The sequence below is a fragment of the Bradyrhizobium sp. USDA 4472 genome, from assembly GCF_054058595.1.
In genome coordinates, this window is sequence record NZ_JBSSAM010000001.1 from 415701 (window position 1) to 440503 (window position 24803).

Annotated in this window: 22 protein-coding genes; 9 read left to right on the forward strand and 13 right to left on the reverse strand. The window is 62.7% G+C overall.

Annotation, left to right across the window (positions count from 1 at the left end; translation table 11 throughout):
- The first annotated feature begins 49 nt into the window (after positions 1 to 49).
- From ACVWZ4_RS01930 to ACVWZ4_RS01940, 3 genes are all read left to right on the forward strand, one after another.
- The gene (locus ACVWZ4_RS01930) at positions 50 to 1678 is read left to right on the forward strand and encodes a fatty-acid--CoA ligase (protein WP_456739738.1); all 1629 of its coding nucleotides are present in this window, start codon (positions 50 to 52) and stop codon (positions 1676 to 1678) included.
- A gap of 153 nt (positions 1679 to 1831) precedes the next feature.
- A complete protein-coding gene (locus ACVWZ4_RS01935) occupies positions 1832 to 3037 on the forward strand; it encodes an ABC transporter substrate-binding protein (protein ID WP_456739739.1) in 1206 nt (401 codons plus the stop codon).
- 302 nt (positions 3038 to 3339) lie between these two features.
- Positions 3340 to 4194, forward strand: coding sequence for a DUF1499 domain-containing protein (locus tag ACVWZ4_RS01940; RefSeq protein WP_456702275.1), 855 nt, complete (start codon positions 3340 to 3342; stop codon positions 4192 to 4194).
- Between the two features lie 52 nt (positions 4195 to 4246).
- Here ACVWZ4_RS01940 and ACVWZ4_RS01945 read toward each other — a convergent pair whose 3' ends face one another.
- The 3 genes from ACVWZ4_RS01945 to ribB all read right to left on the reverse strand — a co-directional run bounded on the left by ACVWZ4_RS01945 (position 4247) and on the right by ribB (position 7757).
- Positions 4247 to 5164: an MBL fold metallo-hydrolase gene (locus tag ACVWZ4_RS01945; protein WP_456737968.1), complete on the reverse strand. Its 918-nt coding sequence runs from the start codon at positions 5162 to 5164 to the stop codon at positions 4247 to 4249.
- Positions 5165 to 5332: 168 nt separating this feature from the next.
- On the reverse strand, positions 5333 to 6547 hold the full coding sequence (locus ACVWZ4_RS01950) for an acyl-CoA dehydrogenase (RefSeq protein ID WP_092227544.1): 1215 nt from the start codon (positions 6545 to 6547) through the stop codon (positions 5333 to 5335).
- 133 nt (positions 6548 to 6680) lie between these two features.
- The gene (ribB, locus tag ACVWZ4_RS01955) at positions 6681 to 7757 is read right to left on the reverse strand and encodes a 3,4-dihydroxy-2-butanone-4-phosphate synthase (protein WP_456702273.1); all 1077 of its coding nucleotides are present in this window, start codon (positions 7755 to 7757) and stop codon (positions 6681 to 6683) included.
- Between the two features lie 431 nt (positions 7758 to 8188).
- Between ribB and ACVWZ4_RS01960 the strand changes: the two genes are divergently transcribed.
- The 4 genes from ACVWZ4_RS01960 to ACVWZ4_RS01975 all read left to right on the forward strand — a co-directional run bounded on the left by ACVWZ4_RS01960 (position 8189) and on the right by ACVWZ4_RS01975 (position 10992).
- The gene (locus ACVWZ4_RS01960; protein ID WP_456705203.1) at positions 8189 to 8692 is read left to right on the forward strand and encodes a DUF3124 domain-containing protein; all 504 of its coding nucleotides are present in this window, start codon (positions 8189 to 8191) and stop codon (positions 8690 to 8692) included.
- 231 nt (positions 8693 to 8923) lie between these two features.
- Complete coding sequence (locus tag ACVWZ4_RS01965; RefSeq protein WP_456737966.1) at positions 8924 to 10156, forward strand: aminotransferase-like domain-containing protein; 1233 nt, start codon at positions 8924 to 8926, stop codon at positions 10154 to 10156.
- Positions 10157 to 10216: 60 nt separating this feature from the next.
- A complete protein-coding gene (locus ACVWZ4_RS01970) occupies positions 10217 to 10669 on the forward strand; it encodes a hypothetical protein (protein ID WP_456737965.1) in 453 nt (150 codons plus the stop codon).
- A 104-nt stretch (positions 10670 to 10773) separates the two neighbouring features.
- On the forward strand, positions 10774 to 10992 hold the full coding sequence (locus ACVWZ4_RS01975; protein ID WP_092227754.1) for a hypothetical protein: 219 nt from the start codon (positions 10774 to 10776) through the stop codon (positions 10990 to 10992).
- Positions 10993 to 11147: 155 nt separating this feature from the next.
- Here the strand turns inward: ACVWZ4_RS01975 and ACVWZ4_RS01980 are convergent, their stop codons facing one another.
- Positions 11148 to 11741 (reverse strand): hypothetical protein, encoded by a 594-nt coding sequence (locus ACVWZ4_RS01980; protein WP_456737964.1) that lies wholly within the window; start codon positions 11739 to 11741, stop codon positions 11148 to 11150.
- A 465-nt stretch (positions 11742 to 12206) separates the two neighbouring features.
- On the opposite strand from ACVWZ4_RS01980, the gene ACVWZ4_RS01985 reads away from it, so the two are divergent.
- The gene (locus tag ACVWZ4_RS01985; RefSeq protein ID WP_456739740.1) at positions 12207 to 13424 is read left to right on the forward strand and encodes an NAD(P)/FAD-dependent oxidoreductase; all 1218 of its coding nucleotides are present in this window, start codon (positions 12207 to 12209) and stop codon (positions 13422 to 13424) included.
- 125 nt (positions 13425 to 13549) lie between these two features.
- Here the strand turns inward: ACVWZ4_RS01985 and ACVWZ4_RS01990 are convergent, their stop codons facing one another.
- From ACVWZ4_RS01990 to ACVWZ4_RS02020, 7 genes are all read right to left on the reverse strand, one after another.
- Positions 13550 to 14506 (reverse strand): ABC transporter substrate-binding protein, encoded by a 957-nt coding sequence (locus ACVWZ4_RS01990; RefSeq protein ID WP_456737962.1) that lies wholly within the window; start codon positions 14504 to 14506, stop codon positions 13550 to 13552.
- A gap of 221 nt (positions 14507 to 14727) precedes the next feature.
- Positions 14728 to 15723, reverse strand: a complete 996-nt coding sequence (locus tag ACVWZ4_RS01995; RefSeq protein ID WP_456737961.1) for an ABC transporter substrate-binding protein — start codon at positions 15721 to 15723, stop codon at positions 14728 to 14730.
- Positions 15724 to 16134: 411 nt separating this feature from the next.
- A complete protein-coding gene (locus ACVWZ4_RS02000; protein ID WP_456737960.1) occupies positions 16135 to 16953 on the reverse strand; it encodes an aldo/keto reductase in 819 nt (272 codons plus the stop codon).
- A gap of 306 nt (positions 16954 to 17259) precedes the next feature.
- The gene (locus ACVWZ4_RS02005; protein WP_456702268.1) at positions 17260 to 18825 is read right to left on the reverse strand and encodes an alkaline phosphatase D family protein; all 1566 of its coding nucleotides are present in this window, start codon (positions 18823 to 18825) and stop codon (positions 17260 to 17262) included.
- A 118-nt stretch (positions 18826 to 18943) separates the two neighbouring features.
- Positions 18944 to 19363 (reverse strand): hypothetical protein, encoded by a 420-nt coding sequence (locus tag ACVWZ4_RS02010; RefSeq protein WP_456739741.1) that lies wholly within the window; start codon positions 19361 to 19363, stop codon positions 18944 to 18946.
- 107 nt (positions 19364 to 19470) lie between these two features.
- Positions 19471 to 20472 (reverse strand): NAD(P)H-dependent flavin oxidoreductase, encoded by a 1002-nt coding sequence (locus tag ACVWZ4_RS02015; RefSeq protein ID WP_456739742.1) that lies wholly within the window; start codon positions 20470 to 20472, stop codon positions 19471 to 19473.
- A gap of 58 nt (positions 20473 to 20530) precedes the next feature.
- Positions 20531 to 21268 (reverse strand): SDR family oxidoreductase, encoded by a 738-nt coding sequence (locus ACVWZ4_RS02020; protein WP_456737957.1) that lies wholly within the window; start codon positions 21266 to 21268, stop codon positions 20531 to 20533.
- Between the two features lie 163 nt (positions 21269 to 21431).
- On the opposite strand from ACVWZ4_RS02020, the gene ACVWZ4_RS02025 reads away from it, so the two are divergent.
- Entirely contained in the window at positions 21432 to 21896 is a 465-nt protein-coding gene (locus tag ACVWZ4_RS02025) for a winged helix-turn-helix transcriptional regulator (protein WP_456739743.1), read from the forward strand.
- A gap of 99 nt (positions 21897 to 21995) precedes the next feature.
- Here ACVWZ4_RS02025 and ACVWZ4_RS02030 read toward each other — a convergent pair whose 3' ends face one another.
- Entirely contained in the window at positions 21996 to 23615 is a 1620-nt protein-coding gene (locus ACVWZ4_RS02030; RefSeq protein ID WP_456739744.1) for a DHA2 family efflux MFS transporter permease subunit, read from the reverse strand.
- Complete coding sequence (locus ACVWZ4_RS02035; RefSeq protein ID WP_456705202.1) at positions 23612 to 24769, reverse strand: HlyD family secretion protein; 1158 nt, start codon at positions 24767 to 24769, stop codon at positions 23612 to 23614. The genes ACVWZ4_RS02030 and ACVWZ4_RS02035 overlap by 4 nt, the downstream gene beginning before the upstream one ends.
- Positions 24770 to 24803 lie beyond the last annotated feature (34 nt).

The following is a 24803-nucleotide window of genomic DNA, read 5'->3' on the forward strand; positions in this document are numbered from 1 at the left end:
TGCGCTGAGAGCGACAATGCGCCCAGCGATTTCTCGGAGGAACGTCTGAATGCTCGGTTTGATGCAAGATTGGCCCCTGCTCTGCCACCGGATCATCGAACACGCCGCCAAGATTCACGGCAAGCAGGAGGTCGTCACGCGGTCGGTCGAGGGACCCATCCATCGCACCACCTACGCCGAAATCCACAAGCGCGCGCTCAAGGTCTCGCAGATGCTGGACCGCGACGGCATCAAGCTCGGCGACCGTGTCGCCACGATCGCCTGGAACACCTGGCGCCATCTCGAGGTCTGGTACGGCATCATGGCTATCGGCGCCATCTGCCATACCATCAATCCCCGACTTTTCCCCGAGCAGATCGCCTGGATCATCAACCATGCGCAGGACCGCATTGTGATGGTCGACCTGACCTTCGTGCCGGTGCTGGAGAAGCTCGCCGACAAGCTGCCGAGCGTCGAGCGGTACGTCATCCTCACCGACAAGGCGCATATGCCCGAGACCAATTTGAAGAACGTCGTGGCCTACGAGGACTGGATCGCCGAGGCCGACGGCAAATTCAAATGGAAGGACTTTGACGAGAACACGGCGGCCGCGATGTGCTACACGTCGGGCACCACGGGCGACCCGAAGGGTGTGCTGTATTCGCATCGCTCCAACGTGCTGCACGCACTGATGGCCAACAACGTCGATGCGCTCGGCACCAGCGCCTCGGAGACGATGCTGCCGGTGGTTCCGCTGTTCCACGCCAACAGCTGGGGCATCGCCTTCTCCGCACCTTCGCAGGGCACCAAGCTCGTCATGCCCGGCCCCAAGCTCGACGGCGCCTCGGTCTACGAGCTGCTCTCCACCGAGAAGGTGACGCACACGGCCGGCGTGCCGACGGTGTGGCTGATGCTGCTCCAGCACATGAGTGCCAATAACCTGAAGCTGCCGGACCTGAAGATGGTGATCTGCGGCGGCTCGGCGATGCCGCGCTCCATGATCAAGGCATTCCTCGACATGGGCTCGAACGTCCGGCACGCCTGGGGCATGACCGAGATGAGCCCGATCGGCAGCGTCTCGGCGTTGAAGCCGCCGTTCCAGAACGCGACCGGCGATGCGCGTCTCGACGTCCTGCAGATGCAGGGCTATGCGCCCTTCGCAGTCGAGATGAAAATCACCGACGATGCCGGCAAGGAGCTGCCCTGGGACGGCAAGACCTTTGGCCGCCTCAAGGTCGCCGGCCCCGCCGTCGCCAAGGCCTATTTCCGTGTCGATGCCAACATCCTCGACGAGGAAGGCTTCTTCGATACCGGCGACGTCGCGACCATCGACGAGGGCGGTTACATGCGGATCACCGACCGCTCCAAGGACGTGATCAAGTCCGGCGGCGAGTGGATCTCCTCGATCGACCTCGAGAACCTCGCGGTCGGCCACCCGGCCGTGGCGGAGGCCGCCGTGATCGGCGTCTTCCACCCCAAATGGGACGAGCGTCCACTGCTGATCGTGCAGCTCAAGCAAGGCCAGCAGGCGACGCGCGACGACATCCTCAAGTACATGGACGGCAAGATCGCCAAATGGTGGATGCCTGACGATGTCGCCTTCGTCGAGGGCATACCGCACACCGCGACCGGCAAGATCCTGAAGACCGCGCTGCGCGACCAGTTCAAGGACTACCGCTTCCCGAACGCGGCAGCTTAACGCCCGCAAACATACCAAAGTCGAATTCGGCCCCTGCCATCGCGGAGGGGCCTTTTTCGTTTGCGGGCCACGCGACCAAAGACGAATTGGAGGCGCCGCGGCGGCTCCCTAACGTCGCCGCCGCACTCCAAGCCAATAAGAGGAACGCTCAAGATGAAATTTTCGCTGCGAATGCTGCCGTGGCTGCTGGCCGCGTCCATGGCGGCCGTCACCGCCGCAAAGGCGGCCGATAACAAGGTCGTGATCGGTGATATCGATGATATGTCCGGTCTCTACGCCGACGTGATCGGCCCTGGCGGGGTCGAAGCGGCCAAGATGGCAATCGAGGATTTCGGTGGCAGCGTCCTCGGCAACAAGATCGAGTTCATGGTCACCGACCATCAGAACAAGCCGGATCTTGGTGCGCAGAAATTCCGCGAATGGGCCGACCGCGACGGCGTCACCATGATCCTGGGCGGCTCGAACACCGGCGTCAGCCTGGCTATGAACAATGTTGCCAAGGAGAAGAAAATCCCGTTCATCGCGATCGGCGCCGCCGGCGCATCGCTGACCGGCAAGGACTGCACGCCCTACACCGTGCACTACGTCTACGACACCACGGCGCTCGGCAACGGCACCGCCAAGACCATGGTGAAACAGGGTGGCAAGACCTGGTTCTTCCTGACGGCAGACTATGCGTTCGGCACCCAGTTGCAGGAAGCCGCCTCGAACGTCGTCGAGGCCAATGGCGGCAAGGTGGTCGGCGCGGTGCGCGTGCCGCTTTCGACCTCCGACTTCTCCAGCTATCTGCTTCAGGCCCAAAACTCGGGTGCGCAGGTGCTGGGCCTCGCCAATGCGGGCAACGACTTTACCAACTCGATCAAGGCCGCCGACGAATTCGGCATCGCCAAGACGATGAAGCCGGCCGCATTGCTCGCCTTCATCAGCGACATTCACAGCCTCGGGCTCAAGACCGCGCAGGGGCTCTATCTGACGACCGGCTGGTACTGGGATCTCAATGACAAGACCCGCGCCTTCGCCAAGCGCTACTACGAGAAGACCAAGCGCGAGCCCACCATGAACCAGGCCGGCTACTATTCGGCCACCATGGCCTATCTCAACGCGGTCAAGGCTGCCGGCACCACCAACTCCGACAAGGTGATGGCCGAGCTCAAGAAGATGAAGATCGACGACATGTTCACCAGCAACGGCAAGATCCGCGCCGACGGACTGATGGAGCATGAGATGTACATCATGCAGGTGAAGAAGCCCGAGGAATCCAAGCAGCCCTGGGACTACTACAAGCTGGTGCAGACCATGTCCGGCGAGGAGGCATTCGGCAAGCTGTCGGATTCGGCCTGCCCCCTGGTCACGCACTGAGGCCTGGTCGAAAATCGAGAGCACATGAGCGAGGCGCACCTGTCGGTGCACCTCTCTCACGCGGTCCCTTCAAGGGGCCGTGTTCGTTTTCGGGCCGCACAATTGCGAACAGCCCCTCGCTTTCGAACCGCCATACACACCCATGTGGCTCGTCGCGGCCCTTGGATCGATCGCTCCCACCCGAACTTTCACCGGTTCAGAACCGGGACAAACCGCTTCACAGCCCTGCGGAAAATGCGCTAGGTCAGCTTGCTCCCGTCGTCAGGCTTTCGCCCGGCGGCTCACATCGTTGATGGAACAGCATGGCCCGCAGGTTTTCCGCTCCCTACCAGTCGGAGCCCGTGTCCAGCCTCGCGAACTGGGCGCGCAATCTCGCCGTGTTCGCGGTGGTGGCGGTGGTGGTGTCGATCATCATCGTCCGTTTCGACTTCCTGGAGATGAAGCCGGCGCTGGCCACCTTCTTTGGCGGGCTCGCGATCGCTGGACTGTCCATCCTGTTCGGCCTCGCCGGCTTTGCCGCGATCTGGCAGAACGGCTCGCGCGGCATGGCGCGCATCCTGCTCGCCTTCCTGATCGACGGGGCGATCCTTGCCTATCCCGCGTATCAAGCCCTGCTCTATCGCAAGCTGCCGCCGATCCACGACATTACGACCGACCCGATCGACCCTCCACGCTTCGACGCGCTGTCGCGCCTGCGCACCGGCGATGGCACCAACACCGCCGTTTATGCCGGCCTCTATTCGGCCGAGCAGCAGCGCCATTTCTACCCCGATATCGAGCCGATCGAGCTTGAGATCCCCGTCGACCGGGCGTACGCGATCGCGCGCCGGCTCGTCATCAAGCGCAAATGGACCATTATCGACGAACGCGAGCCGCAGCCGCCGCGACGCATGGGCCGCATCGAGGCGGTGGCGCGCACGCCGATCATGGGCTTTCGCGAGGACGTCTCGATCAGGGTGGTGCCTGATGGTGACGATTCCCGCGTCGATATCCGCTCGGCCTCGCGCTATTTCGAGAGCGACCTCGGCAGCAACGCGGCGCGGGTGACCAAGTTCATCGACGATCTCAACACCGCAGCCGATGCCGACGCGCTGAAACCGGTGAAGAAGACGCCAGTGGCGCCGCCGAAGGCGCCCGCGAAGACGGTGAAGAAATAGCGAATAGCCAGTCGCGAATAGCGAGTGAAAGCCCTCTTATTCGCCACTCGCCTCAAGCCATCCGGTACGTCCCGCCAATCACGGGATCGCCGTCAGTCACGACAATTCCGCGCGCGACCAGGTCCTCCAGATGGGCCAACACGGAGTAGCCGGCGGCCGTCGTCAACCTCGGATCGATGCCGATATAGATCGCGCGGACCATGGTCGGGATGTCGGTCTCACCCTTGCCGAGGCGGTGCAGGATCGAGGCCTCGCGCGCCTTGCGGTGACGGATCAGAAAGCGCACGAAGCGCGGACCATCCGGGATTTCAGGGCCATGGCCGGAGAAATACAGATCCTCCCCGCGCGCAGCCAGCCGATCGAGCGAGTCCATGTAGTCGATCATCGAGCCGTCGGGCGGCGCCACGATCGAGGTCGACCAGCCCATCACGTGATCGCCGACAAAGTTGAATTTTCGCTCGGGCCAGGCGAAGGCGAGATGGTTTGCGGTGTGACCGGGCGTGGCCACGGCCTCGAGCCGCCAGCCGGCGCCTTCGACGACATCGCCATGGGCGAGCCTGACATCGGGCACGAAATCGCGATCAGACCCGGATTCCGGATTGTGCTTCTCGCTCTCGAAGCGCGGCCGCGAGGCGCGGTGCGGGCCTTCGGCATACACGCGCGCGCCGGTCGCCCGCTTGATCCGCGCCGTGTTGGGCGAGTGGTCGCGGTGAGTGTGAGTGACGAAGATATGACTCACCGTTTCGCCGCTGACAGCATCGAGCAGCGCGGCCGCATGCGCCTCGTCATCTGGACCGGGATCGATGATCGCGACGTTGCCTTGGCCCACGATGTAGCTGACGGTGCCGGTGAAGGTGAACGGGCTCGGATTGCTGCAGAGCACCCGCCGCACTCCGGGGCGGACTTCCTCGACGACGCCGGCTTTCAGCGGAAAGTTGCGGTTGAACGGGACGTCGTCATTGTCGGACATGGCTTGCTCATACCTTGCTGGCGTCGTCATGCCTGGCCGTGTGCCGAGCATACAGGTTCTTCGCGTGGTCCAAGACGTGGACGGCCGGGACGTCAGCGCGAAGACGCGCTCGCGCTTTTCCCGGCCATGACGCAGTTTGAAATCTCACTCCACGCTCAGGCGGCTTGCTCAGAAAAACGCCTGAATGCCCGTGATCGCGCGGCCCAGGATCAGGGCATGGACGTCGTGCGTGCCCTCGTAGGTGTTGACAGTCTCGAGATTATGGACGTGGCGCATCACGTGGTACTCGGCCGAGATGCCGTTGCCGCCGTGCATGTCGCGCGCGACGCGGGCGATGTCGAGCGCCTTGCCGCAATTGTTGCGCTTCATGATTGAGATCATCTCGGGGGCGAACTTGCCCTCGTCCATCAGGCGGCCGACCCGCAGCGAACCGAGAAGGCCGAGCGCGATCTCGGTCTCCATGTCGGCGAGCTTCTTCTGCACCAGCTGGGTCGCGGCAAGCGGCTTGCCGAACTGCTTGCGGTCGAGCGTGTACTGGCGGGCGCGGTGCATGCAATCCTCCGCCGCGCCGAGCGCGCCCCAGGAGATGCCGTAGCGGGCGCGGTTGAGGCAACCGAACGGACCCTTGAGGCCGGAGACGTTGGGCAGCAGCGCGCTTTCGGGAACCACGACGCCATCCATCACGACCTCGCCGGTGATGGAAGCGCGCAAGCTGAGCTTGCTTCCAATCTTCGGGGCGGAGAGGCCCTTCATGCCCTTTTCCAGCACGAAGCCGCGGATCTGGTTGTCGTGCTCGGCCGACTTGGCCCAGATCACGAAGACATCGGCGATCGGCGCGTTCGAGATCCACATCTTGCTGCCGGTCAGGCGGTAGCCATCCGAGACTTTCTCGGCGCGTGTCTTCATGCCGGCCGGATCGGAGCCGGCATCGGGCTCGGTCAGGCCGAAGCAGCCGACCCACTCGCCGCTGGCGAGCTTGGGCAGGTACTTCTTGCGCTGGCTGTCGTCGCCATAGGCGTAGATCGGGTACATCACCAGCGAAGACTGCACCGAGTTCATCGAGCGATATCCGGAATCGACCCGCTCGATCTCGCGCGCGACGAGGCCGTAAGCCACGTAGCTCGCATTGGCGCAGCCATATTCCTCAGGCAGCGTGATGCCGATGAGGCCGAGCTCGCCCATCTCGTTGAAGATCTCGCGGTCGGTCGTCTCTTCCAGATAGGCTTTGGTGACCCGCGGCAGCAGCTTGTCCTGGGCGTAGGCGCGCGCCGTGTCCCGCACCATGCGCTCGTCTTCGGTCAGCTGCTCGTCGAGCAGGAACGGATCGTCCCACTGGAAGGAGGCCGCAGCCGGCTTGTCCTTGGTCTGAGGGCGCACGCTCATGAAACGTCCTTTCGGGTCTGGTTCCGTCAAGAAATTGCCGGACAAATTAAAACGCCGCGGCAACAAGTGCAATTACATCCTGGTCTCGTCATTCCAGGGCGCGCAAAGCGCGAGCCCGGAATGACGCTGCATGTCAGCTTTCGAGCTGCTCGTTGGCGACGATCTCGATGCCGAAGCCCGAAAGGCCCTTGTAGTCGTGCACCGACGAGGTGAGATGGCGGATCGAGGTGACGCCGAGATCGCGCAGGATCTGCGCGCCGACGCCAACCTCGCGCCACTGGCGGTTGCGGTCGGCTTCGGTCTGCGTCTCGTCCGGCAGCGGCGACACGGGCACGCCGGCCGCGCCGTCGCGCAGATAGACCAGCACACCGCGACCGGATTTCTTGAAGTGCTCGAGCACCGCCGCCATGCGCTTGTGGCCGGTAAACGTGTCCTTGACGATATTCGGCTTGTGAAAGCGCGTCAGCACGTTCTTGCCGTCGCCGACGCCGTTATAGACGAAGGCAACATGGGCGATCGAATCGAACGGCGAGCGGTAGGCGTAGCCCTGGAGCGGCCCGATCGGGCTTTCGGTCGTGAACGTCGCGACCCGCTCGATCAGCTTTTCGCGCGCCTGCCGGTAGGCGATCATGTCGGCGATGGTCACGTGCTTCAGCTTGTGCCTGGCGGCGAACTGCGCGACCTGCTCGCCCTTCATCACGCTGCCGTCGTCGTTCATCAGCTCGCTGATGACGCCGACCGGCGGAAGCCCTGAGAGCTTGCAGAGATCGACCGCCGCCTCGGTATGGCCGGAGCGCAGCAGGACGCCGCCATCCTTGGCGATCAGCGGGAAGATGTGGCCGGGACGGGCGAAGTCGTTGGCGCCGGCATTGGGATTGGACAGAGCGCGGCAGCAGGAGGCGCGCTCTTCCGCCGAAATGCCGGTGCCGCCGTCAGGCTTGTAGTCGATCGAGACCGTGAATGCGGTGGTGTGGGCGGAATCGTTATGGGCGACCATCGGATCGAGCCGCAGCCGGCGCGCGTCCTCGGTGGTGATTGGCGCGCAGACGATGCCGGAGGTATGGCGGATGATGAAGGCCATCTTTTCCGCCGTGCAGAACGAGGCGGCAACGATCAGATCGCCCTCACCCTCGCGATCATCGTCGTCGGTCACCACGACGAGTTCGCCTCGGGCAAAGGCCTGCAAGACTTCCTGGACGGTATCGGGCATGTCCCAATCTCTATCGGTTATGGCCGGAGGCCTGACGGACGCCTTAGCTGGACTTGGGCCCAAGCGCTAGTGTCCTGGATGCAACCGCATATGCCCGCCGGCCGCCGTCGGACGGGCCTTTGGGCTTGCATCGAAGAGGCCGATCATGAACAGCATGAAGATCAGGCCGAACTCCGCGATGGCGCTGATGGAGAGCCGCTAGCACAGCCGGCACCGAATGGACCTGTGCAGAGGCCGGCGATAAGGTAGGGCGGGATCAGCGGTTGCCGGCAGAATGGGCGAGCAGGCCCAGCATCCGGGCAGACAGGATACAGAGAGTGTCGCGAATGAGCTCGTGCATGCCAGATTGGTCCGTTTTGCCGCACCCTGGAGACCGGGTGCAGCGCGGCAAACGAGCAATTCGTCACATTCATGCGGCTCTCGCCACCGCAATGCTGCTAGGCCCGCTCGCCTTCGCCGGGCAAGCCTCCGCGCAGCCCAAAGTGAACCTCGAACAGACTTTTGCCGATTCGCTTCAAGCCATGCCGAATGAGCCACTCGCCGTGACCGGCGGCTTCTACGTGCCGGCCTATTCCAGCGTCGCGATGAGCCAGGGCAAGCTGCGGGTCGATTTTTCGGTGACGCTGAGCGTCCACAATGCGTCCGAGACGCAAGCACTGGTGGTCAGGCGCATCGCCTATTTCGACACCGCGGGCAAGCAGGTCGAGAGCTATCTGAAGGCGCCGGTCGCCGTGAAGCCGCTCGCCACCATCTCGATCTTCATTCCGACCGATGACGTGCGCGGCGGGACCGGGGCCAATTTCATCGTCGACTGGGCCGCCACCGGCGAGATCGCCGAGCCGGCGGTCGAGGCCTTGATGGTTGGCGGCGTCGCCAATGCGCATTACGCTTTCATCAGCCAGGGACGCCCGACCAGGACGGTCGGCAAAAAGTAAAGCAGCTCGTGCGAGCGCTGTCGCGGCCCAGATCGAAACACGAAAACAACCCCATGCACAGTAGCCGGATCTAAAAATCAACGGCATAGCGGCCGCGCATGACATGAATGCTGATTTTACGAATTCCGTTTGACGCGTCGGGCAAAACACTGGCATGATGACATCATCGAAATCGCGGCGCCCGGCCCGGATCAGGCCGGCCGCCCAATAAAAACAACGAGGAGCGCTCCCATGACGTTCAGCTTCGATTTCGGGCCCCTGTTTCCCGCAGGGCTGCCGGCCCCCTCTGCACGCTGGACGGGCCTCGCCAAATACAGCTTCGTCGGCGGCAACAACGATTCCGAGCAGGTGCCGGTCGATGAGCTGATCGAGGCGGCCACTCTGGCCCTGCAACGCGAGGGCCGTTCGCTCGCCACCTACGGACTGGCGCATGGGCCCCAGGGCTACGTGCCGCTCCGCGAATTCCTGGTGACAAAACTGAAGCGCGACGCCGGAATCAGCTGCACGGTCGACGACCTCATGATCGTCTCCGGCTCGCTGCAGGCGCTCGACCTCGTCAACAACGCCCTGCTGGCGCGCGGCGACACCGTGATCGTCGAGCAGGAAACGTATCAGGGTTCGCTCGACCGGCTCGCACGGCTGGGCGTCAACGCCGTCGGCGTTCCCCTCGACGAGCACGGCATGCGCATGGACGTGCTGGCCGCGGCCCTGGCGGAGCTGAAGAACCGCGGCATCCGGCCGAAATACATCTACACCATTCCGACCGTGCAGAATCCGACCGGCACCATCATGCCGGAGACGCGCCGCGCCGAGTTGCTGCGACTGTCCGCCGCGTACGGCGTCCCCGTCTTCGAGGACGATTGCTATAGCGATCTGGTCTGGTCGGGACAACGGCCACCGGCGATTTACGCGATGAGCCAGCACGGCGGCGTGATCCATATCGGCTCGTTCTCGAAGTCGATCGCGCCGGCGCTGCGCGTCGGCTTCATCGTGGCACCCTGGGATGCGATGTCGCGAATGCTGGCGCTGAAGACGGATGCAGGCTCCGGGGCGCTGGAGCAGATGGTGCTCGGCACCTATTGCCTTCAGCATTTCGCGAGCCATGTGCCGACGCTGACGAAAGCGCTACGCGCCAAGCTCGATACGCTGATGGAAGCGCTCAACGAACAGTTCGGGACCGCGGCCGAATTCGAGGAGCCGAAGGGCGGCATCTTCCTCTGGCTGAAGCTGCCCGACCAGGTCGATACGCTCAAACTCCACAAGGCTGCGCTTGCCGCCGGTGTCGCGATCAATCCCGGACCGGAGTGGTCGACCAACAAGGCTTACGCCGGCTCACGCCTCCGGATGTGCTTTGGGAGCCCGTCGCATCAGCAGATCCGGGAGGGGGTCGCCGTACTCGCCGAGGTCTGCCGCAAGGAGTTCGGCGTGCCGGCGCGCAGCGCCAATGTCGAGAAGCGCGCCTAGAGGTCGCGACCGCGTCGGGATATACACTTTGGAATTCTTCGAGGCGGGGCCTTTCAGGATATGACGCGTTGTTTGAGCCGCTGGGCCACGGCCGCGGTGCTCTGGATCGTGTTCGCGCCGCTCGCGCATGCCGAGACGCTCGCGGCGACGGTCGAGCAGTGGGGGTTGCTCGGCTCGTGGGCCGTCGACTGTGCTGTCAGGCCAGACCGCGACAAGGGCGCGCTGCTGACTTACGAGGTCCGGAAGGACGGCCGGGTGATGTACGGGCGCAATTTCGGCGACGCCAAGGATGAGAACGAGGTGGTGTCCGCCACCGTCGACGCCGAAGGCCTGCTCAATCTGATGGTGTACTTCCCTTCGCTTCGGCAGACGCGCGAATTCGGACTGATGCTTTCGCAGGACGGCAGCCTGCGCGCGATCTATAATCGCAGCGAACGCGGCGAGTACACGATCAGGGACGGCAAATACGTCAAGACCGGCGCGCCGACGCCGCTGCAGCAGCGCTGCGATTAACCATTGTTTGATCCTGAACATCCATTCAGAATTCTCTTGCCGTTCCTCCGGAACGTTCATGCGAATGCGCCGTTTAAATTTGCATTCGATTGGAGGAGGACATCATGAAGAAGCTTGGTTATGTCGTTGCCGCTCTGGGTGCGCTCGCGGTTGCGGCGCCGACGCTGGCAAGTGCTGAGACTGTGATCGTCAAGCACGGCCATCACGGCCCGTACGGCGCCCGCGCCGAATTCCGCGAGCATCGTGACTACGGCTGGCATCGCGGCTGGCACCATCGCGACAATGTCGTCGTGATCAAGCGTCATCATCGCCACTGGGACTAATGCGCAACGCAAACTGGAAATGGCCCCGCAAGGGGCCATTTTCTGTGCGCGCAAATCGGTACGCATCAATCTGCCAGGCCTGCTCTGCTCCAACAGCGGCGAACAGCCGGCATCGATCTGCGTCGGCTATGGGCCAAGCTGACCTCGCGATTTGTTTATGGGCCCGGCACCATCATGGTCGGCTCTTCCAGCAGGGAAAAGTCGTAGCCCTCGCAGCTAACATTCGGATTGGTGGGCGCAAACATGCCGAGCGGGTTCTCTTTGAACAACCAGGCATGCAAATCATAATGTACAAACTCCTTTGGAATGAGCGGCCAGTGTCCTTCCATCGGGCCCATGAAGGGCTGGTCGAAGAGAGAGGGGCGCTGCTTGGTATCGGCCGTTAGAGGCACCAGCCACTCGACAGCCACGAGCTTCAATTCCTTGCCCACGGGTTCGTAGATCAATACGTTGGGCTTCATCGGATCAGGAGCGCCCTGCACTGTGACATTGGCAAAGTGCACTCCCATAGCGCCTTTGGCATACTCCATGCGGTGCGGTACTTTCTCCCCGGAATAATGCACGCAGCCCACCGTCGACAGGTAGCGGTCGCGCACGGCTGCCTTGTAGTCCTGATATTTCTCCAGCGATTTTCGCAAGGTGTCGAGTTGAGCCTTGTAAGGCTCCTCTGCTGCAATTGGTGTGAGGGTTGCACCGATAAAGGCAACACCTAGCACGGCGACAAAGGTACCACGGACGGATTTGCGCATGTTCCCTCCTTGCTTTTCATCAATACGATGTCGGAATGAGCCGGCCTAACGCGACCGCGCTCCTGCGCCAGCAATGGCATCAGCCAAAGCCCCCTCGCCGCGATCAGCGAAATCCAACGCAGCACCAGCACGGCACACTCTCCTACTGTCCCCGAATCAATATTAGCGTCCATGAATGTGAGTATGGTTCGGCTGCTGCGAGGTTCACGTATCAACTCAAGGCGCAGCAGGAACCGTTGCGCGCGGGATTTCGACCCGACCGATGTCGGGTTTGGGTCAAACTGCGAAGAACTCAGGTTGAGCAAATCAGGTCCGCTCTGCCGCGATGAGCGGACTTCCGTCGGACGCGGCGCAACTTCGCAGATGGGCCAACAGCTGACCTTACCTACTGAAAGGATCGCAATGGTCAGCGCCCTCGCCGCGTGTTAGTCTTTCGTCGCCATCGCATTTCGAGGGCATTGCACCATGATTAGCAAGGCCGACGCGATTGTCATTGGTTCTGGCGCCCTGGGCGCGGCGACTGCCTACTACCTGAGTAAACGCAAGGGTTTCAGAGGCGTCCTCATCGATAAGCATGATATCGGATCGCAAACGTCGCCTCGCGCCGCTGGTATGGTGAGCTGCGTTCGCAAGGGCGACTTGATGATAGGCCTCATCAAGGACGCATGCCGGAAGATCGAAACGTTCACGGAAGAAACCGGCCAGCCTCTAGATTGGGTGCATTCGGGCAGCCTGAGGATCGCGCGTCGCCCGCAAGATGCGGAGGTTATCAAGGACGACCTTGAGCGCGGCCGCCGCATGGGGCTTGATGTCGATCTGATCTCTCCAGAGCAGGCCAGTCGCCTCAATCCATTCTTGAAGCCGACAGGCGTGGTAGCGGCGATGAGAATCGGTGACGACAGGTATTTCGATCCGGCGCAGGTGGCTGTCGGGTTTGCCAGAGCCGCTGCGGCTCAGGGCGCCACCTTACTTCCGAAGACGGACGTACTTGCTGTCAATATTACGGCCGGCAACGTGACCGGCGTAACCACCGCGAAAGGTATCATTGAAAGCCCGATCGTTGTCGATGCGGCCGGTGCATGGACGCGACAGGTAGCGGAGGCAAGCGGGATTGGCGTGCCGTTGGTGCCGACCCGACAGCAACTGATCATCACGGAGCCTTTGGATGGCGTGCGTGCTGATCTGCCCATGGTTCGAATCATGGATGCCGCCGTGTATGCGCGTCCCTGTCACGGTGGCTTGCTTTGGGGCGTCTACGAGGAAAGGCCCCAATTTTTCGATATGCAGTCGTTGGGAGCGAGCTTCGATGTGAAGGATATGCCGCTCGACATCGAAGTGCTTCGTGCCGCCGCGACTGACGTCAAGGATCAGCTCCCAGTCCTGGAAACCGCTCAGGTGCGGGAATTTCGTGGCGGCATTCCGACAATGACCGCTGACGGCCATCATGTTCTCGGCCCAGCTCCCGGAGCAACAGGTTTCTATTTTGCGAGTGGATGTAATGTCGCCGGCCTTTCGATCTCGCCAACGCTCGGAGAGGCACTTGCGACCTGGATTATAGTTGGCAAGCCGCCCGTCGATCTCTCACCTATGTCTGTCATGCGCTTCCAGAACCAGTCGTGGTCTGAATCTCAATTGCAAAAGGAAGCCGCTTGGCAATATCGACACTTCTATGGTGCGGTCTGACGTCGGCAATGGGTCAAACTGCGACTTCAACCCTATTTCAGGGCTGATCCGGTTTACGCCGGATAGCGGACGCTGCGGGGGTGCGCGTGAAGGTCAGCAGCGGGCCAACAGCGGAAGTCCGAACTCTATTCGACCAGCTCATTGGCGAGCAGTTGAAGACGTGCTGGCAACTCGACACCAATCGCCGTTGCAGTCTTGACGTTGATGATCAGATCAAACGTCTCCGGACGCTGTAGCGGTAACTCGCTTGGTTTTGCACCGTGCAAAACCTTGCCGACGTACTCTCCGCATCTTCGATACAAGTCGTCCAAGTTCGGTCCATAACCCATGAGGCCGCCGTTTCTTGGAAACTCGGCGAACAAGGAAATGAGCGGGAGCCGTTTGGCGCGCGCGAATTCCGCGATCAGCTTCGAATACTGGAACGTGAAAGGGGATGGCAACAAGATACCGGCTTCGACCGGCCGCACTCTGGCCTCCTCCAAAGCGCCCTCTAAATCATCAGCGACCTTGACCTCCAGAACTTCGGCCTTGACCCCGACCGCCCCCGCCGCCGCCTCAGTTGCTGCGAATTGCGGCGCGTTGTGGCCGGGGATGCCAAAGATGGCTATGCGAGATAGCCCGGGAACGATTTCCTTCAGCAGACCTAGCTGCTTTCCGCACAGCTCAGGGATATCTAAAAACACTCCCGTGATATTGCCGCCTGGGCGGGCAATACTTTGAACGTATCCTTTCGCAACGGGGTCGCTCTCCAAATCCATTCCAACCACAGGTATGCTGGTCGTGGCTTTGATGGCGGCGGAAAGCGCGCCCGGGTTTGACGCGAAAATGACGTTCACCTTACGACGAACCAGATCAGCCGCAGCTTCAGGCAATGACTGCGGCTTGTGTCGGTCCTCGATTAGGAGGTTTTTGCCTTCTACGTAGCCTAACGCAGCCATCCCCCGCAGGAAGGCCGCGTGTAAATTTGCCGAAAGAGTGTTCTCAGATAGATAGCCGATCACCGGCATTTCCGCTGGCTGCGCACGCGCCGCAAGCGGCCACGCCACCGCACCTGCAAGAGTTAGAAAGTCCCGCCGCCGCATACCGCCCTCATCCCGGTGGCACTCTACCGACTTAACCGACCAAGTGATAGTCCGCACAGCCCATGTCCGAATTGGGTCAAACTGCGACTTGAAACCTGCTTCAGGGCTGGTCCGGTCTACGCTGGATAGCGGATGCCGTGTTGGTTCGCGTGAAGGTCAGCGATGGGCCAGTAGGCGACGTCGCGTCCTTCGATCACGTTGGTCGCTATTGCTGGACCGGCTCATTCGATGATGGTGTCGGCGAATTGCTGAACTTGCAAAGGCACATCAAGCCCAAGCGCTTTCGCGGTCTTAAGATTGACCACAATCTCGAATTTCGTCGGATACTGCACAGGTAGTTCGGCGGGCTTTGCGCCCCTTAGGATCTTATCGACATAGACGGCGCCTTGCCGAAATTGCTCGCGCTCGTCGAACCCGTAAGAAATCAGCCCACCCTCCCTGGCAAAAAAAGCAAACGGATAAATCGAGGGCAACCGATACTTCGCGGCCAACGCTACAATGAGAGCGCTATTCGCGAAGCTGACGATATTGGGCGCGACGATCAAACCGCTGCGAGCGTCGCCTACAAATGTCGTGAAAGCGCTTTCAATTTCGGCGCGGTCATGCACCCTGAGGTCAACCAGCCTCAAATTAAGCAACGGCGCTGCCTCTTGAGCCGACTTGAGATACCCGAGATTTGGCGGCTCCGGGTGCAGAAGCAGTCCGACGCGCTCGGCCTGCGGCGCCACCTCGTGCAGTTTCTCCAGCCATTTGCTTCCCATGGAAGGCGGGAAATTGGCAAAGCCGGTGATGTTGCCACCCGGCCTCGCCAGATCCTTGACAAAGCCACTACCGACAGGATCGGAGACTGATACGAACACAAGCGGGATCGTGCGGACCTGCGTCTGAAGTATGGTAGTGACCAGGTTGGAATTGGACACAATCAAGTCGAGCCTCTGCCGGAGCAGCTCGGCAGCCATTTCCCGAGCGCGCGCCGGATCACCCCTTGCATATCGAACGTCAATGGTGACATTGCTGCCCTCGATCCAGCCAAGTTTCGGTAGATGTTCTCGGAAGGCCCCGATCTGTATCTGCCCGTTGGGGTCCTCCTCCGCGTAGGCCATCACGACACCGATCCGCCGCATGCGTTCGGGCGCCTCGGCGAAGGTGAGCAGCGGCCATGCCGCTGGCACGCTTCCGAGCAGAGCCAAGACGTCTCGCCGCTTCACTTGATGCATTCGGTCCCCCCGGCGGCCGCGTGGGATGACGATCAGCGGGACATCGTGGGCAATCTACAGCTTATTGGGACCCATGGGTAGATGGGCAGATGTCCGTTCAGGGTCAAACTGCGACTTCAAACCTGTTTCAGGGCCGGCCCGGTCTACGCCTGATAGCGGACGCAGCGGTGGTTCGCGTGAATGTCAGCAGCGGGCCACAAGCCAACATGTATCAGCTGAATTGTGGAGGCTCAATCGCCCGCAAGTCTTTGGCCGACTGCGTTCTGCCACGTGCGCTCCTGGGTGTGGGAAAAGGTGGCGCGAAGCGCCGGATGAGGAGTTCTTTCCATTCGAAAGATTGTCCGTAAGGATAGAGACCCCTTACCCGGCTTCGCAAAGCTACCTCTCCCACAAGGAAGAGGGTAAAAGGCACTAATCCCATGCCGGCGCGAACCCGGGATTGACGCAACGCTTGTCCTTCGGGAGAGAAGCGATCTTCTTGCGATCGGCATCGTCCAGCTTGATCTTCAGGGCGTCGAGATTGGCCTGCTGGCTCTCGCGGCGTGACGCCTTCGGGATGGCGGCGACGCCGTCCTGGTCGAGCAGCCATTTCAGCGCGACCTGCGCGGCGCTCGCATTGTGCTTCGCGCCGATTTCGACAAGCACCGGATCGGTCGCAAAACGTCCCTGCGCGAGCGGGCAATAGGCGACGAGCGGGATCGACGTCGCCTTGAGATAGGCCAGCACCTTCGATTGATCCAGCATCGCGTGATATTCGACCTGATTGCAGGCGATCGGCGCCCTGACGTCCTCGACCGCGATCTTGAGCAGCGCCGTGGTGAAATTGGCGACGCCGATCGCGCGCGTCCGCCCCTCTTCCTTCAGCTTCATCAGCGCCTCGAATACCGCGCCCCAGTTCGCCGATCTCGACGGCCAATGCACGAGATAGAGGTCGACGTGATCGAGCCTTAGCTTGGTCAGGCTGGCATCGAAGGCGCGGCGGATCGCATCCGGCGTGAGATTCTCGTGCCAGACCTTGGTCGTGACATGCAGTTCGCCGCGCGGCACGGAGGCCGTCGCGAGCGCGGCACCGATCGCATCCTCGTTGGCATACATTTCGGCGGTGTCGATGTGGCGATAGCCGATCGACAGCGCGCCCTCGACCGCATCGCGGCAGGCATCGCCCTGCATGCGGAAGGTGCCGAGGCCGAGCTTGGGCATGCTGATGCCCCGTGTTTTCAGATGGTCCATTGAACAGGCTCCTGAGGTATTCCAGCCGCCGGATGCACGCGGCGATGCCGCGTGAGCAGACTCTTCGATGATGGAAAAGAGGTGGCGGGAACGGGCATCATAGCGCGACAGGCACGTGACGGCCAATCAAGATCGGGTTAGGAGCCTCCCTGCCGCTTGCGGGGCAGGCCATCGCATACGAACGCATCGTGCGCGGGCTCCGCCTCTCCCGCTTGCGGGACAGGGAGCCCGCTGCCGATGCTGCATCCTGCACACCGTGTGCGATTGCCCCGCGCTCGCGGGAGAGGTTGGACAACCAGCGGCCCCTCACGAATGCTGCGCCACCACGGCCGGACGGGCCTGCGGCTGCGGCACGAGGTCGACCGACCAGAGGTCGCGGTTGCCGACGTCCTTCAAGGTCACGGTCATCACGCCGCTCCCACCGTCGATGTCCACACGGCCGAAGAATTGCAGGCCGAAGCAGGGCGCGAGGTTCTCGCCCTGGCTTTCGCTGGCGCCGTTCCGGTACATCGCGACCGGGCCAAACGTGTCGTCGAGTTCGCCCGGCCCCCAGGTGCCGGCATGCAGCGGACCGGAGACGAACTCCCAGAACGGCTCGAAATCGCTGAATTGCGCTCTGTTTGGATCATAGTAGTGGGCAGCCGTGTAGTGCATGTCGGCGGTGAGCCAGACGATGTTGCGGACCCCGGCGCGCTTGATGGATGCGAGCAGATCGGCGATCTCGTGCTCGCGCCGGTCAGGCGGGCCGTCGCCGAGGGCCACGGCATCGAGACTGATCAGGCCAATCGGCAAATCGGCCGCAATCACCTTCCAGGTCGCGCGCGAGGCGGCGAGCTCGCGCTTCAGCCAGGCGAGCTGCTCGGCACCCAGAATCCAGCCACGATGATCATGGCCCTTGTTCCAGGTTTCGTCGCGATAGCTGCGCATGTCGATCATGAAGACGTCGAGCAGCGGGCCGTAGGGAATCTCGCGATACACGCGCCCCGGCCGCGCGCCGACATTGCGGATCGGCATGAAATCGAAGAAGGCGCGACGGGCGCGGGCGACCAGGCGCGGCGTGCCGTCGTCCTCATAGCCGGCGTCGTCGTAGCTGCCGGTCGGCGACCAATCGTTGGTGACCTCGTGATCGTCCCATTGCGCGAACATCGGCACCTCCGCATGGAACGCGCGGAAGTTCTCGTCGAGGTGGTTGTATTTGTAGTTGCCACGGAATTGCGCCAGCGTATGCGCGACTTCCGATTTTTCCTCGGTCACGACATTGCGCCAGATCTCACCGTTCGGCAGCTTCTGCTCGCACGGGATCGTGCAATCGGCATAGATGTGATCGCCGGAGTGGATGAAGAAATCCGGACGGTTCTCAAGCATGGTGCGATAGCTGCGATAGCCGCCGCGCGAGCTATCGATGCCCCAGCCTTGTCCTGCGACGTCGCCCGACCATACGAACGAGATTGATTGTCCTGCAAGCGGCGCGGTGCGGAAATGGCCGACGCGGCTTTCGCCGGCGAGACCGGTCGCGAGGTCGTCGAACCGCACGCGGTAGAAGATGTCCTGCCCGGCGGGCAAATCGTCGAGCCGCAGCTTTGCGGTGAAATCGGCATCCGGCAGAGCGTCGCGCGACGCTGACGCAATGATCGTCCTGAAGCTCTCGACGGTCGAGCACTCCACCCGCATCCGGGCGGGCCGGTCGGAACGGGCCCAGATCACGGCAGCGCCGTCCGAGACGTCGCCGGATTGAATCCCGCCCGTGACCTGCGGGCGGTCAGCGGCGCGACTGATGGAAGGTTTTGCGAGCGAGGCGGTGGCGAGTGAGGACGCGGAGCGAACCAAGAACTGCCGCCGAGTCCATGCGCCCGGGGCGCGGAGCGTTGCCATTCAGGAGACCTTCGTCGATTCGCGACGGAAGGTGCCTGCGCCGTTTGACGGCTAGCTTACGTTTCCTTGACTCCGCGCCGACGGTTTTGCGACGCGGAGGTGACGGTCTCGGACCGGCTCAGTGCTTCCAGTTGCAGATGCCGCCGGAACGGCACGGCCAGGTCTGGATGCGCGCGTCCATCGCCTGCGCGTCCAGCGGATTGCCGTGGCGGTGCGCGAGCCTGGTGCGCGCTGCACCGCGCGGCTGAGTGCCCTTGGTGCGAGCGATCTTCGGCTCCGACACGTGCACGCGTTCGGCCGCAACCTTCTTCGGCACGTCGACGGGCTGGGCATGGGCCTGTGCTTCGTTGCCGCCCTTCGCCTCCAGCGCGACCGGCGCGAACTGCGTCTCGGGCCCGAGCCGCTTCGGCGACAGGACCGCCTTGGAGAGATCGAGACCAAAATATTCGTCAGGCTTGTAGTCGTCCGCGCGCGCGAAACCGCCCACCGCAAGCACGAGCGCAAGGGCAACCGCAACGGGAACGCTTTTCAGGACCACAGACGCCTCCTGAAATTGATCGTCAAGGAGTAATTTGCTCCTATTTAGGAGGCGCCGCGCGTAATTCCAGCGGTCAACTGCCGCCTTGGTTAAGAAGTTTGGCGGTGTCACGCGACCTTTCGCGTCGTACCTGTCCCATCCAGGAACCCTATCAGACGGTTGCGGATGATTTGTTCCGCTTCATCCATGATGCGATCCACGAGTTCCTTGCAGGAGGGGATATCGTGGATGAGTCCCGCGACCATGCCGCAGCTCCAGGCGCCGGCATCCATCTGCCCATCCAGCATGATCTTGGGATAGACGCCCGCGACCTGGTCGTGGATGTCGTCGATCGTGAGCTTGTCACCCCGGGCATGCTCGATCTCGAGCAGGCGATCGACATTGGCGTTCTTCAATACGCGCTCGGTATTGCGCAGCGCCCGCATGATCAGGCGGGTGTCGAGCTCGGTCGCCGCCACCAGCGCGTTCTTCACGTTCTGATGAACAGGCGCTTCCCTGGTCGCGATGAAACGCGTGCCCATGTTTATGCCTGATGCACCCAGCGACAGCGCCGCGACGAGGCTGCGCCCATCGGCCATGCCGCCGGACGCCACGAACGGGATCTTCAACTCCTCCGCCGCGCGCGGCAGCAGGATCATGTTGGGGATGTCGTCCTCACCGGGGTGGCCGCCGCACTCGAACCCGTCGACGCTGACGGCATCGCAGCCGATGCGCTCGGCCTTCAGCGAGTGGCGAACCGAGGTGCATTTGTGGATGACCTTGATGCCGGCAGCCTTCAGGGCAGGCATGTATGCTTCCGGGCTGCGCCCCGCGGTCTCCACCGCCTTGATGCCGCCCTCGACGATGGCTGCGATGTATTCCGGATAAGGCGGCGCCGCAAAGGTCGGCAGGAAGGTGAGGTTCACACCGAACGGCTTGTCGGTCATGTCACGGCAGCGGGCGATCTCCCTGGCGAGGAGCTCCGGCGTCTTCTGCGTGAGCCCGGTGATGATGCCGAGGCCGCCGGCATTGGAGACGGCGGCGGCCAGCTCGGCAAAGCCGACGAAATGCATGCCGCCCTGGATGATGGGATGCTCGATGCCGAACAGTTCGGTGATCGCGGTCTTCACTTACAGATCCTCCAAGAATTTTGCTCGAGATCAGTCTAGCCGGACTTTGGCGCCGTGTTCACCATTTCTCGCCGAACGGGCGGATCTCCATCTCGAAGGTCCAGGCGCTCTTCGGCTGCTGATAGAGCTGCCAATAGGAATCGGCGACCGCGGAGGGCGGCATCAGCAGATCGGGATTGTCGAGCGCGTTGGGCCCGAGCGACTCGAGCCGACGCTGCCGCACCCATTCGGTGTCGACACCGGAATCGATGATGAGATGGGCGACATGGATGTTCTTCGGCCCAAGCTCGCGTGCCATCGCCTGCGCCACCGCGCGCAGTCCGAATTTGGCGCTGGCAAACGCGGCAAAGCCGCTGCCGCCGCGCAAGGACGCCGTCGCACCGGTGAAGAAGATCTTGCCGCCGCCGCGCGGCAGCATCAGCCGCGCCGCCTCGCGACCCGCGAGAAAGCCGGAATAGCAGGCCATCTCCCAGACCTTGCGAAACACGCGCTCGGTGGTGTCGAGGATCGGGAAATTGACGTTGGCGCCGACATTGAAGATGCAGACCTCCAGCGGCGCATGCTTGTCGGCGTCGTCGAGGAAGGAGATGATCTCCTCCTCCTTTCGCGCATCCAGCGAGCGCGCGTGGATCTCGCCGCCGGCCGCTTCGATGTCCCTCACCAGCGCCGCGAGCTTGTCGCCGTTGCGGCGGCCGGCGTAGATCGAAAAGCCTTCGGCTGCGAATTTCTTCGCGATCTCGGAGCCGATGAAATCGCCGGCCCCGATCACGGCCACGGTCGCATTTCGCTTGGGCAAGGTCGCCTCCTCCGGTGAAAGTCTGTGCTTGGAGCGAAGGCTATAGTTCTAAAATAGAACTGTCAAATTCAGGCCCCGGATGATAAGCTTGTTTTAGAATATCGCTGATCATTCAAGTCAGTTCCTTTTTCAGACTTAGGCGATCGAGGCCGGAGACCGGATCATGAAGTGGGACATGCTGGAGGAAGAGCCCTGCTCGCTCTCGCGCACCGTGGCGGTGGTCGGGGACCGCTGGACGCTCCTGATCCTGCGCGAATGCTTCCTGCGCGTGCGCCGCTTCGAGGCGTTCCAGTCCTCGCTCCAGATCACCCGGCATCTTCTCTCGGAGCGACTGAAGAAGCTGGTGCGCTTCGGCATCCTGCGGCGCGTGCCCTATTCCGAGGCGCCGAAACGCTACGAATACATCCTCACGCAGAAGGGCCTCGAGTTCTACCCTGTCATCATGGCGATGGTGCATTGGGGCGACACCCATATGGGCGACGAGCGCGGCCGCCCGCTGCTGCACCAGCACAAGACCTGCGGCAAGCTGTTCGATCCTGTCATGGTGTGCTCCGAATGCGGCGAACCGCTGCATGCGAAACAGGTGCATGTGCATGCGGGGCCGGGGCAGAAGGAAGCGGTGGGGTGAGTTCCGTCTCGCACCATCGTCCTTGCGAGGCGAACGCGGCAGAGTCCTTTCGCGGAGCGACTCCGGATCGCTTCGCTGCGCTCGAATGACGGAAGGAGCTCAATGCCCCCGCGACGGTGCGCCGAGATCGATCGGACGCAGCACGGCGGCCGTCGGGATCATCAGCACCGCGATGATGGCGAGCGTCCAGAACACGTCGATATAAGCGAGGAAGTCGACCTGCTGCTGCAAGGTTTTGCCGACCCAGGCCACCGCTTGCGAAGCGGCATCACTCGCATTCGAGCCCTGAGCCTGGAAGTACCGGGTCATCGCATCGATGGTCTGCTGGTAGCCGAGATCGGACGGCGCGGCGTGCTCGATCAGCCGGCTCTGATGGAATTGCTGGCGCTGCGCCAATACCGTCTGCGCCAGCGCGACACCCATGGAGCCGCCGATGTTGCGGGCGACGTTGATCAGCGCCGAGGCCTGGTTGGTCTTGTCCGGCGGCACACCGTCATAGGACGCCGTCGTCACCGGCAGGAACAGGAAGGGCAGACCCATCGCGAGGAAGATGCGCGACAGCGCCGCATAGCCGTAGGTGATGTCGCCATTGATTCCGGTCAGATGCCACATCGACAGTGCAACGATGGCGGCACCGAACATGATCAGATATTTCGGCTGAACCGTGCCGACGAGGCGGCCCACCACCGGCATCAATATCAACGTCGCGATCCCGCCGGGCGACAAGGCGAGTCCGGCCAGCGTGGCCGTGTAGTTCAACTCGGTCTGGAGCAGCTGCGGCAGAATCTGGGTTGTCGAGATCAGCACCGCGCCAGTGGCGAGCATGACCAGGAAGCAGGCGGCGAACTGGCGGCGGCCGAGCAGACGGAGGTCCACGATCGGATCCTCACGCGTCAGCTCCCATGGAATCAGCGCGAGCAGCGACACAGCCGACAGCACCGCGAAGACGATGATCATGTTCGAGCCGAACCAGTCGTTGCGCTGGCCTTCGTCGAGAACGAATTCGAGCGAGCCGAGCCCGATCGCGACCAGCGCGAAGCCGACATAGTCGACGCGCAGGCCCCTGCTCAGCAGTTCCTGCCGCTCCTCTTCCGCGCCGGACGGCTCCTTGACCAGCGTGCCGACCAGGAACAGCGAGAGCAGCCCCATCGGCACGTTGATCAGGAACACCCAGTGCCAGCTGTAGGTGTCCGTGATCCAGCCGCCGAGCGTCGGGCCGATCACCGGCGCGACGACCACGGCGACGCCGTAGATCGCAAAGGCCTGTCCACGCTTCTGCGGCGGAAAGGAGTCGGCGAGGATCGCCTGCTCGCTGGTGGCCATGCCCCCGCCGCCAAGGCCCTGGAGAATCCGGAACAGCACCAGCGCCTCCAGATTCCAGGCGAAGCCGCACAGCAGCGACGCCACCGAAAACGTCGCCACGCACATCATGTAGAAGCGCTTGCGGCCGATCACGGTCGACAGCCAGCCCGAGATCGACAGCACGATGGCGTTGGCGACGAGATAGCTGGTGATGACGTAGGTGCTCTCGTCGATGCCGACGGCAAGACCGCCGGCGATGTGGCGCAGCGCGACGTTGGCGATGGTGGTGTCGAGCACCTCCATGAAGGTCGCGATCGAGACCACGAAGGCAATGAGATAGGGATTGTGCCCGCCGGCCGCCGAGCGTTCCGGCGACCAACCTCCGGCGGATGCGCCGTCCTGCGTCGCGTCCGTCATCGCACCCTGGTCCAGGGCACGACCGACATGCCGGGACCAACAGGCAGATCGGCTGGCCAATTGTCGACCACGATCTTCACCGGCACGCGCTGCACCACCTTGACGTAATTGCCGGTGGCGTTCTCGGCCGGCAGCAGGCTGAACGCGGTGCCGGAGCCGGGCTGCACGGAATCGACATGGCCGGTCAGCTTGCGTGCGGGATAGGCATCGATGCGGATCTCGACCGGCTGGCCGGGCCGCATGTCGGCAAGCTGGGTTTCCTTGTAGTTGGCGACGATCCAGACCTCGTCAGGCACGAACATCATCAGGCTCTGTCCTGCCGTGACGAAGGTGCCCTTGGCGCCGGAGAGCTTGACCACGCGGCCGGACTGCGCGGCGACGACGCTGGTGTATTGCAGGTTCAGCCTGGCCTGATCGAGCTGCGCCTGCGACTGCTCGAGCTGCGCCTTGGCGCCTTCGAGCTGGGCTTGCAGCGTCTTGATGCCGACCTGCGCCGCTATCACCGCCGTGTTGGCGCGTTCGGTGTTGGCCTGCTGGGCCTGCAGATCGGAGCGGGTCTGCTGCTGGCGCTGCACGGTGCCCGCGCCCTTCTCGACCAGATCCTGGGCGCGCGCGGATTCCTCCTGCGAGAATTGGAGCTGGGCCCGGGCCTGTTCGAGTTGGGCCTGCGCCTGCTTGATCTGCTCCTGTTGGGAATCGATTTGCGCCTCGACATTGGCAATGTTGGCCTTGGAAACCTCGACCTGCGCCGCGGCCTGATCGACGGCGATGCGGTAATCGCGCTCGTCGATCTTGGCGAGAAGATCGCCGGCGCCGACGTGCTGGTTGTCCGTGACCGGAATGTCGGTCACGTAGCCGCCGACCTTCGAGGCCACGGAAAAGCTGCGCGCGGCGACGAAAGCATCGTCGGTCGATTCATAATGGCGGACATCCAGCCAATAGAGCAGACCGCCGACCAAGGCTGCGATCAGCACGATGGCGCCGACGGTTGCGAGCAACCAGTGCTCGGCAAGCCGGTCGCGCAGCGACGGCGTCTTGTCCGCCTTGCCCGATTGCTCCCTGGTCGGCTGCTTTGATTCCGGCGAGTTCTTCGGAGCTTCGACCTTCTGCGGTTGCTCCGCGGACGGCCCATGCTCCCGGGTTTGAGCATCCACTGCGAGCACCTCGATCGGGACTTTTTTCGGCAAA

Bases quoted from the DNA above. Each gene is read 5' to 3' on its own strand.
- ACVWZ4_RS01990 (WP_456737962.1), bottom strand. From the start codon at position 14,506: ATGCGGCGGCGGGACTTTCTAACTCTTGCAGGTGCGGTGGCGTGGCCG.
- ACVWZ4_RS01965 (WP_456737966.1), top strand. From the start codon at position 8,924: ATGACGTTCAGCTTCGATTTCGGGCCCCTGTTTCCCGCAGGGCTGCCG.
- ACVWZ4_RS01930 (WP_456739738.1), top strand. From the start codon at position 50: ATGCTCGGTTTGATGCAAGATTGGCCCCTGCTCTGCCACCGGATCATC.
- ACVWZ4_RS02025 (WP_456739743.1), top strand. From the start codon at position 21,432: ATGAAGTGGGACATGCTGGAGGAAGAGCCCTGCTCGCTCTCGCGCACC.
- ACVWZ4_RS01945 (WP_456737968.1), bottom strand. From the start codon at position 5,164: ATGTCCGACAATGACGACGTCCCGTTCAACCGCAACTTTCCGCTGAAA.
- ACVWZ4_RS01970 (WP_456737965.1), top strand. From the start codon at position 10,217: ATGACGCGTTGTTTGAGCCGCTGGGCCACGGCCGCGGTGCTCTGGATC.
- ACVWZ4_RS01980 (WP_456737964.1), bottom strand. From the start codon at position 11,741: ATGCGCAAATCCGTCCGTGGTACCTTTGTCGCCGTGCTAGGTGTTGCC.
- ACVWZ4_RS01940 (WP_456702275.1), top strand. From the start codon at position 3,340: ATGGCCCGCAGGTTTTCCGCTCCCTACCAGTCGGAGCCCGTGTCCAGC.
- ACVWZ4_RS02000 (WP_456737960.1), bottom strand. From the start codon at position 16,953: ATGGACCATCTGAAAACACGGGGCATCAGCATGCCCAAGCTCGGCCTC.
- ribB (WP_456702273.1), bottom strand. From the start codon at position 7,757: ATGCCCGATACCGTCCAGGAAGTCTTGCAGGCCTTTGCCCGAGGCGAA.
- ACVWZ4_RS02005 (WP_456702268.1), bottom strand. From the start codon at position 18,825: ATGGCAACGCTCCGCGCCCCGGGCGCATGGACTCGGCGGCAGTTCTTG.
- ACVWZ4_RS02030 (WP_456739744.1), bottom strand. From the start codon at position 23,615: ATGACGGACGCGACGCAGGACGGCGCATCCGCCGGAGGTTGGTCGCCG.
- ACVWZ4_RS01950 (WP_092227544.1), bottom strand. From the start codon at position 6,547: ATGAGCGTGCGCCCTCAGACCAAGGACAAGCCGGCTGCGGCCTCCTTC.
- ACVWZ4_RS01995 (WP_456737961.1), bottom strand. From the start codon at position 15,723: ATGCATCAAGTGAAGCGGCGAGACGTCTTGGCTCTGCTCGGAAGCGTG.
- ACVWZ4_RS01985 (WP_456739740.1), top strand. From the start codon at position 12,207: ATGATTAGCAAGGCCGACGCGATTGTCATTGGTTCTGGCGCCCTGGGC.
- ACVWZ4_RS01935 (WP_456739739.1), top strand. From the start codon at position 1,832: ATGAAATTTTCGCTGCGAATGCTGCCGTGGCTGCTGGCCGCGTCCATG.
- ACVWZ4_RS01975 (WP_092227754.1), top strand. From the start codon at position 10,774: ATGAAGAAGCTTGGTTATGTCGTTGCCGCTCTGGGTGCGCTCGCGGTT.
- ACVWZ4_RS01960 (WP_456705203.1), top strand. From the start codon at position 8,189: ATGCTGCTAGGCCCGCTCGCCTTCGCCGGGCAAGCCTCCGCGCAGCCC.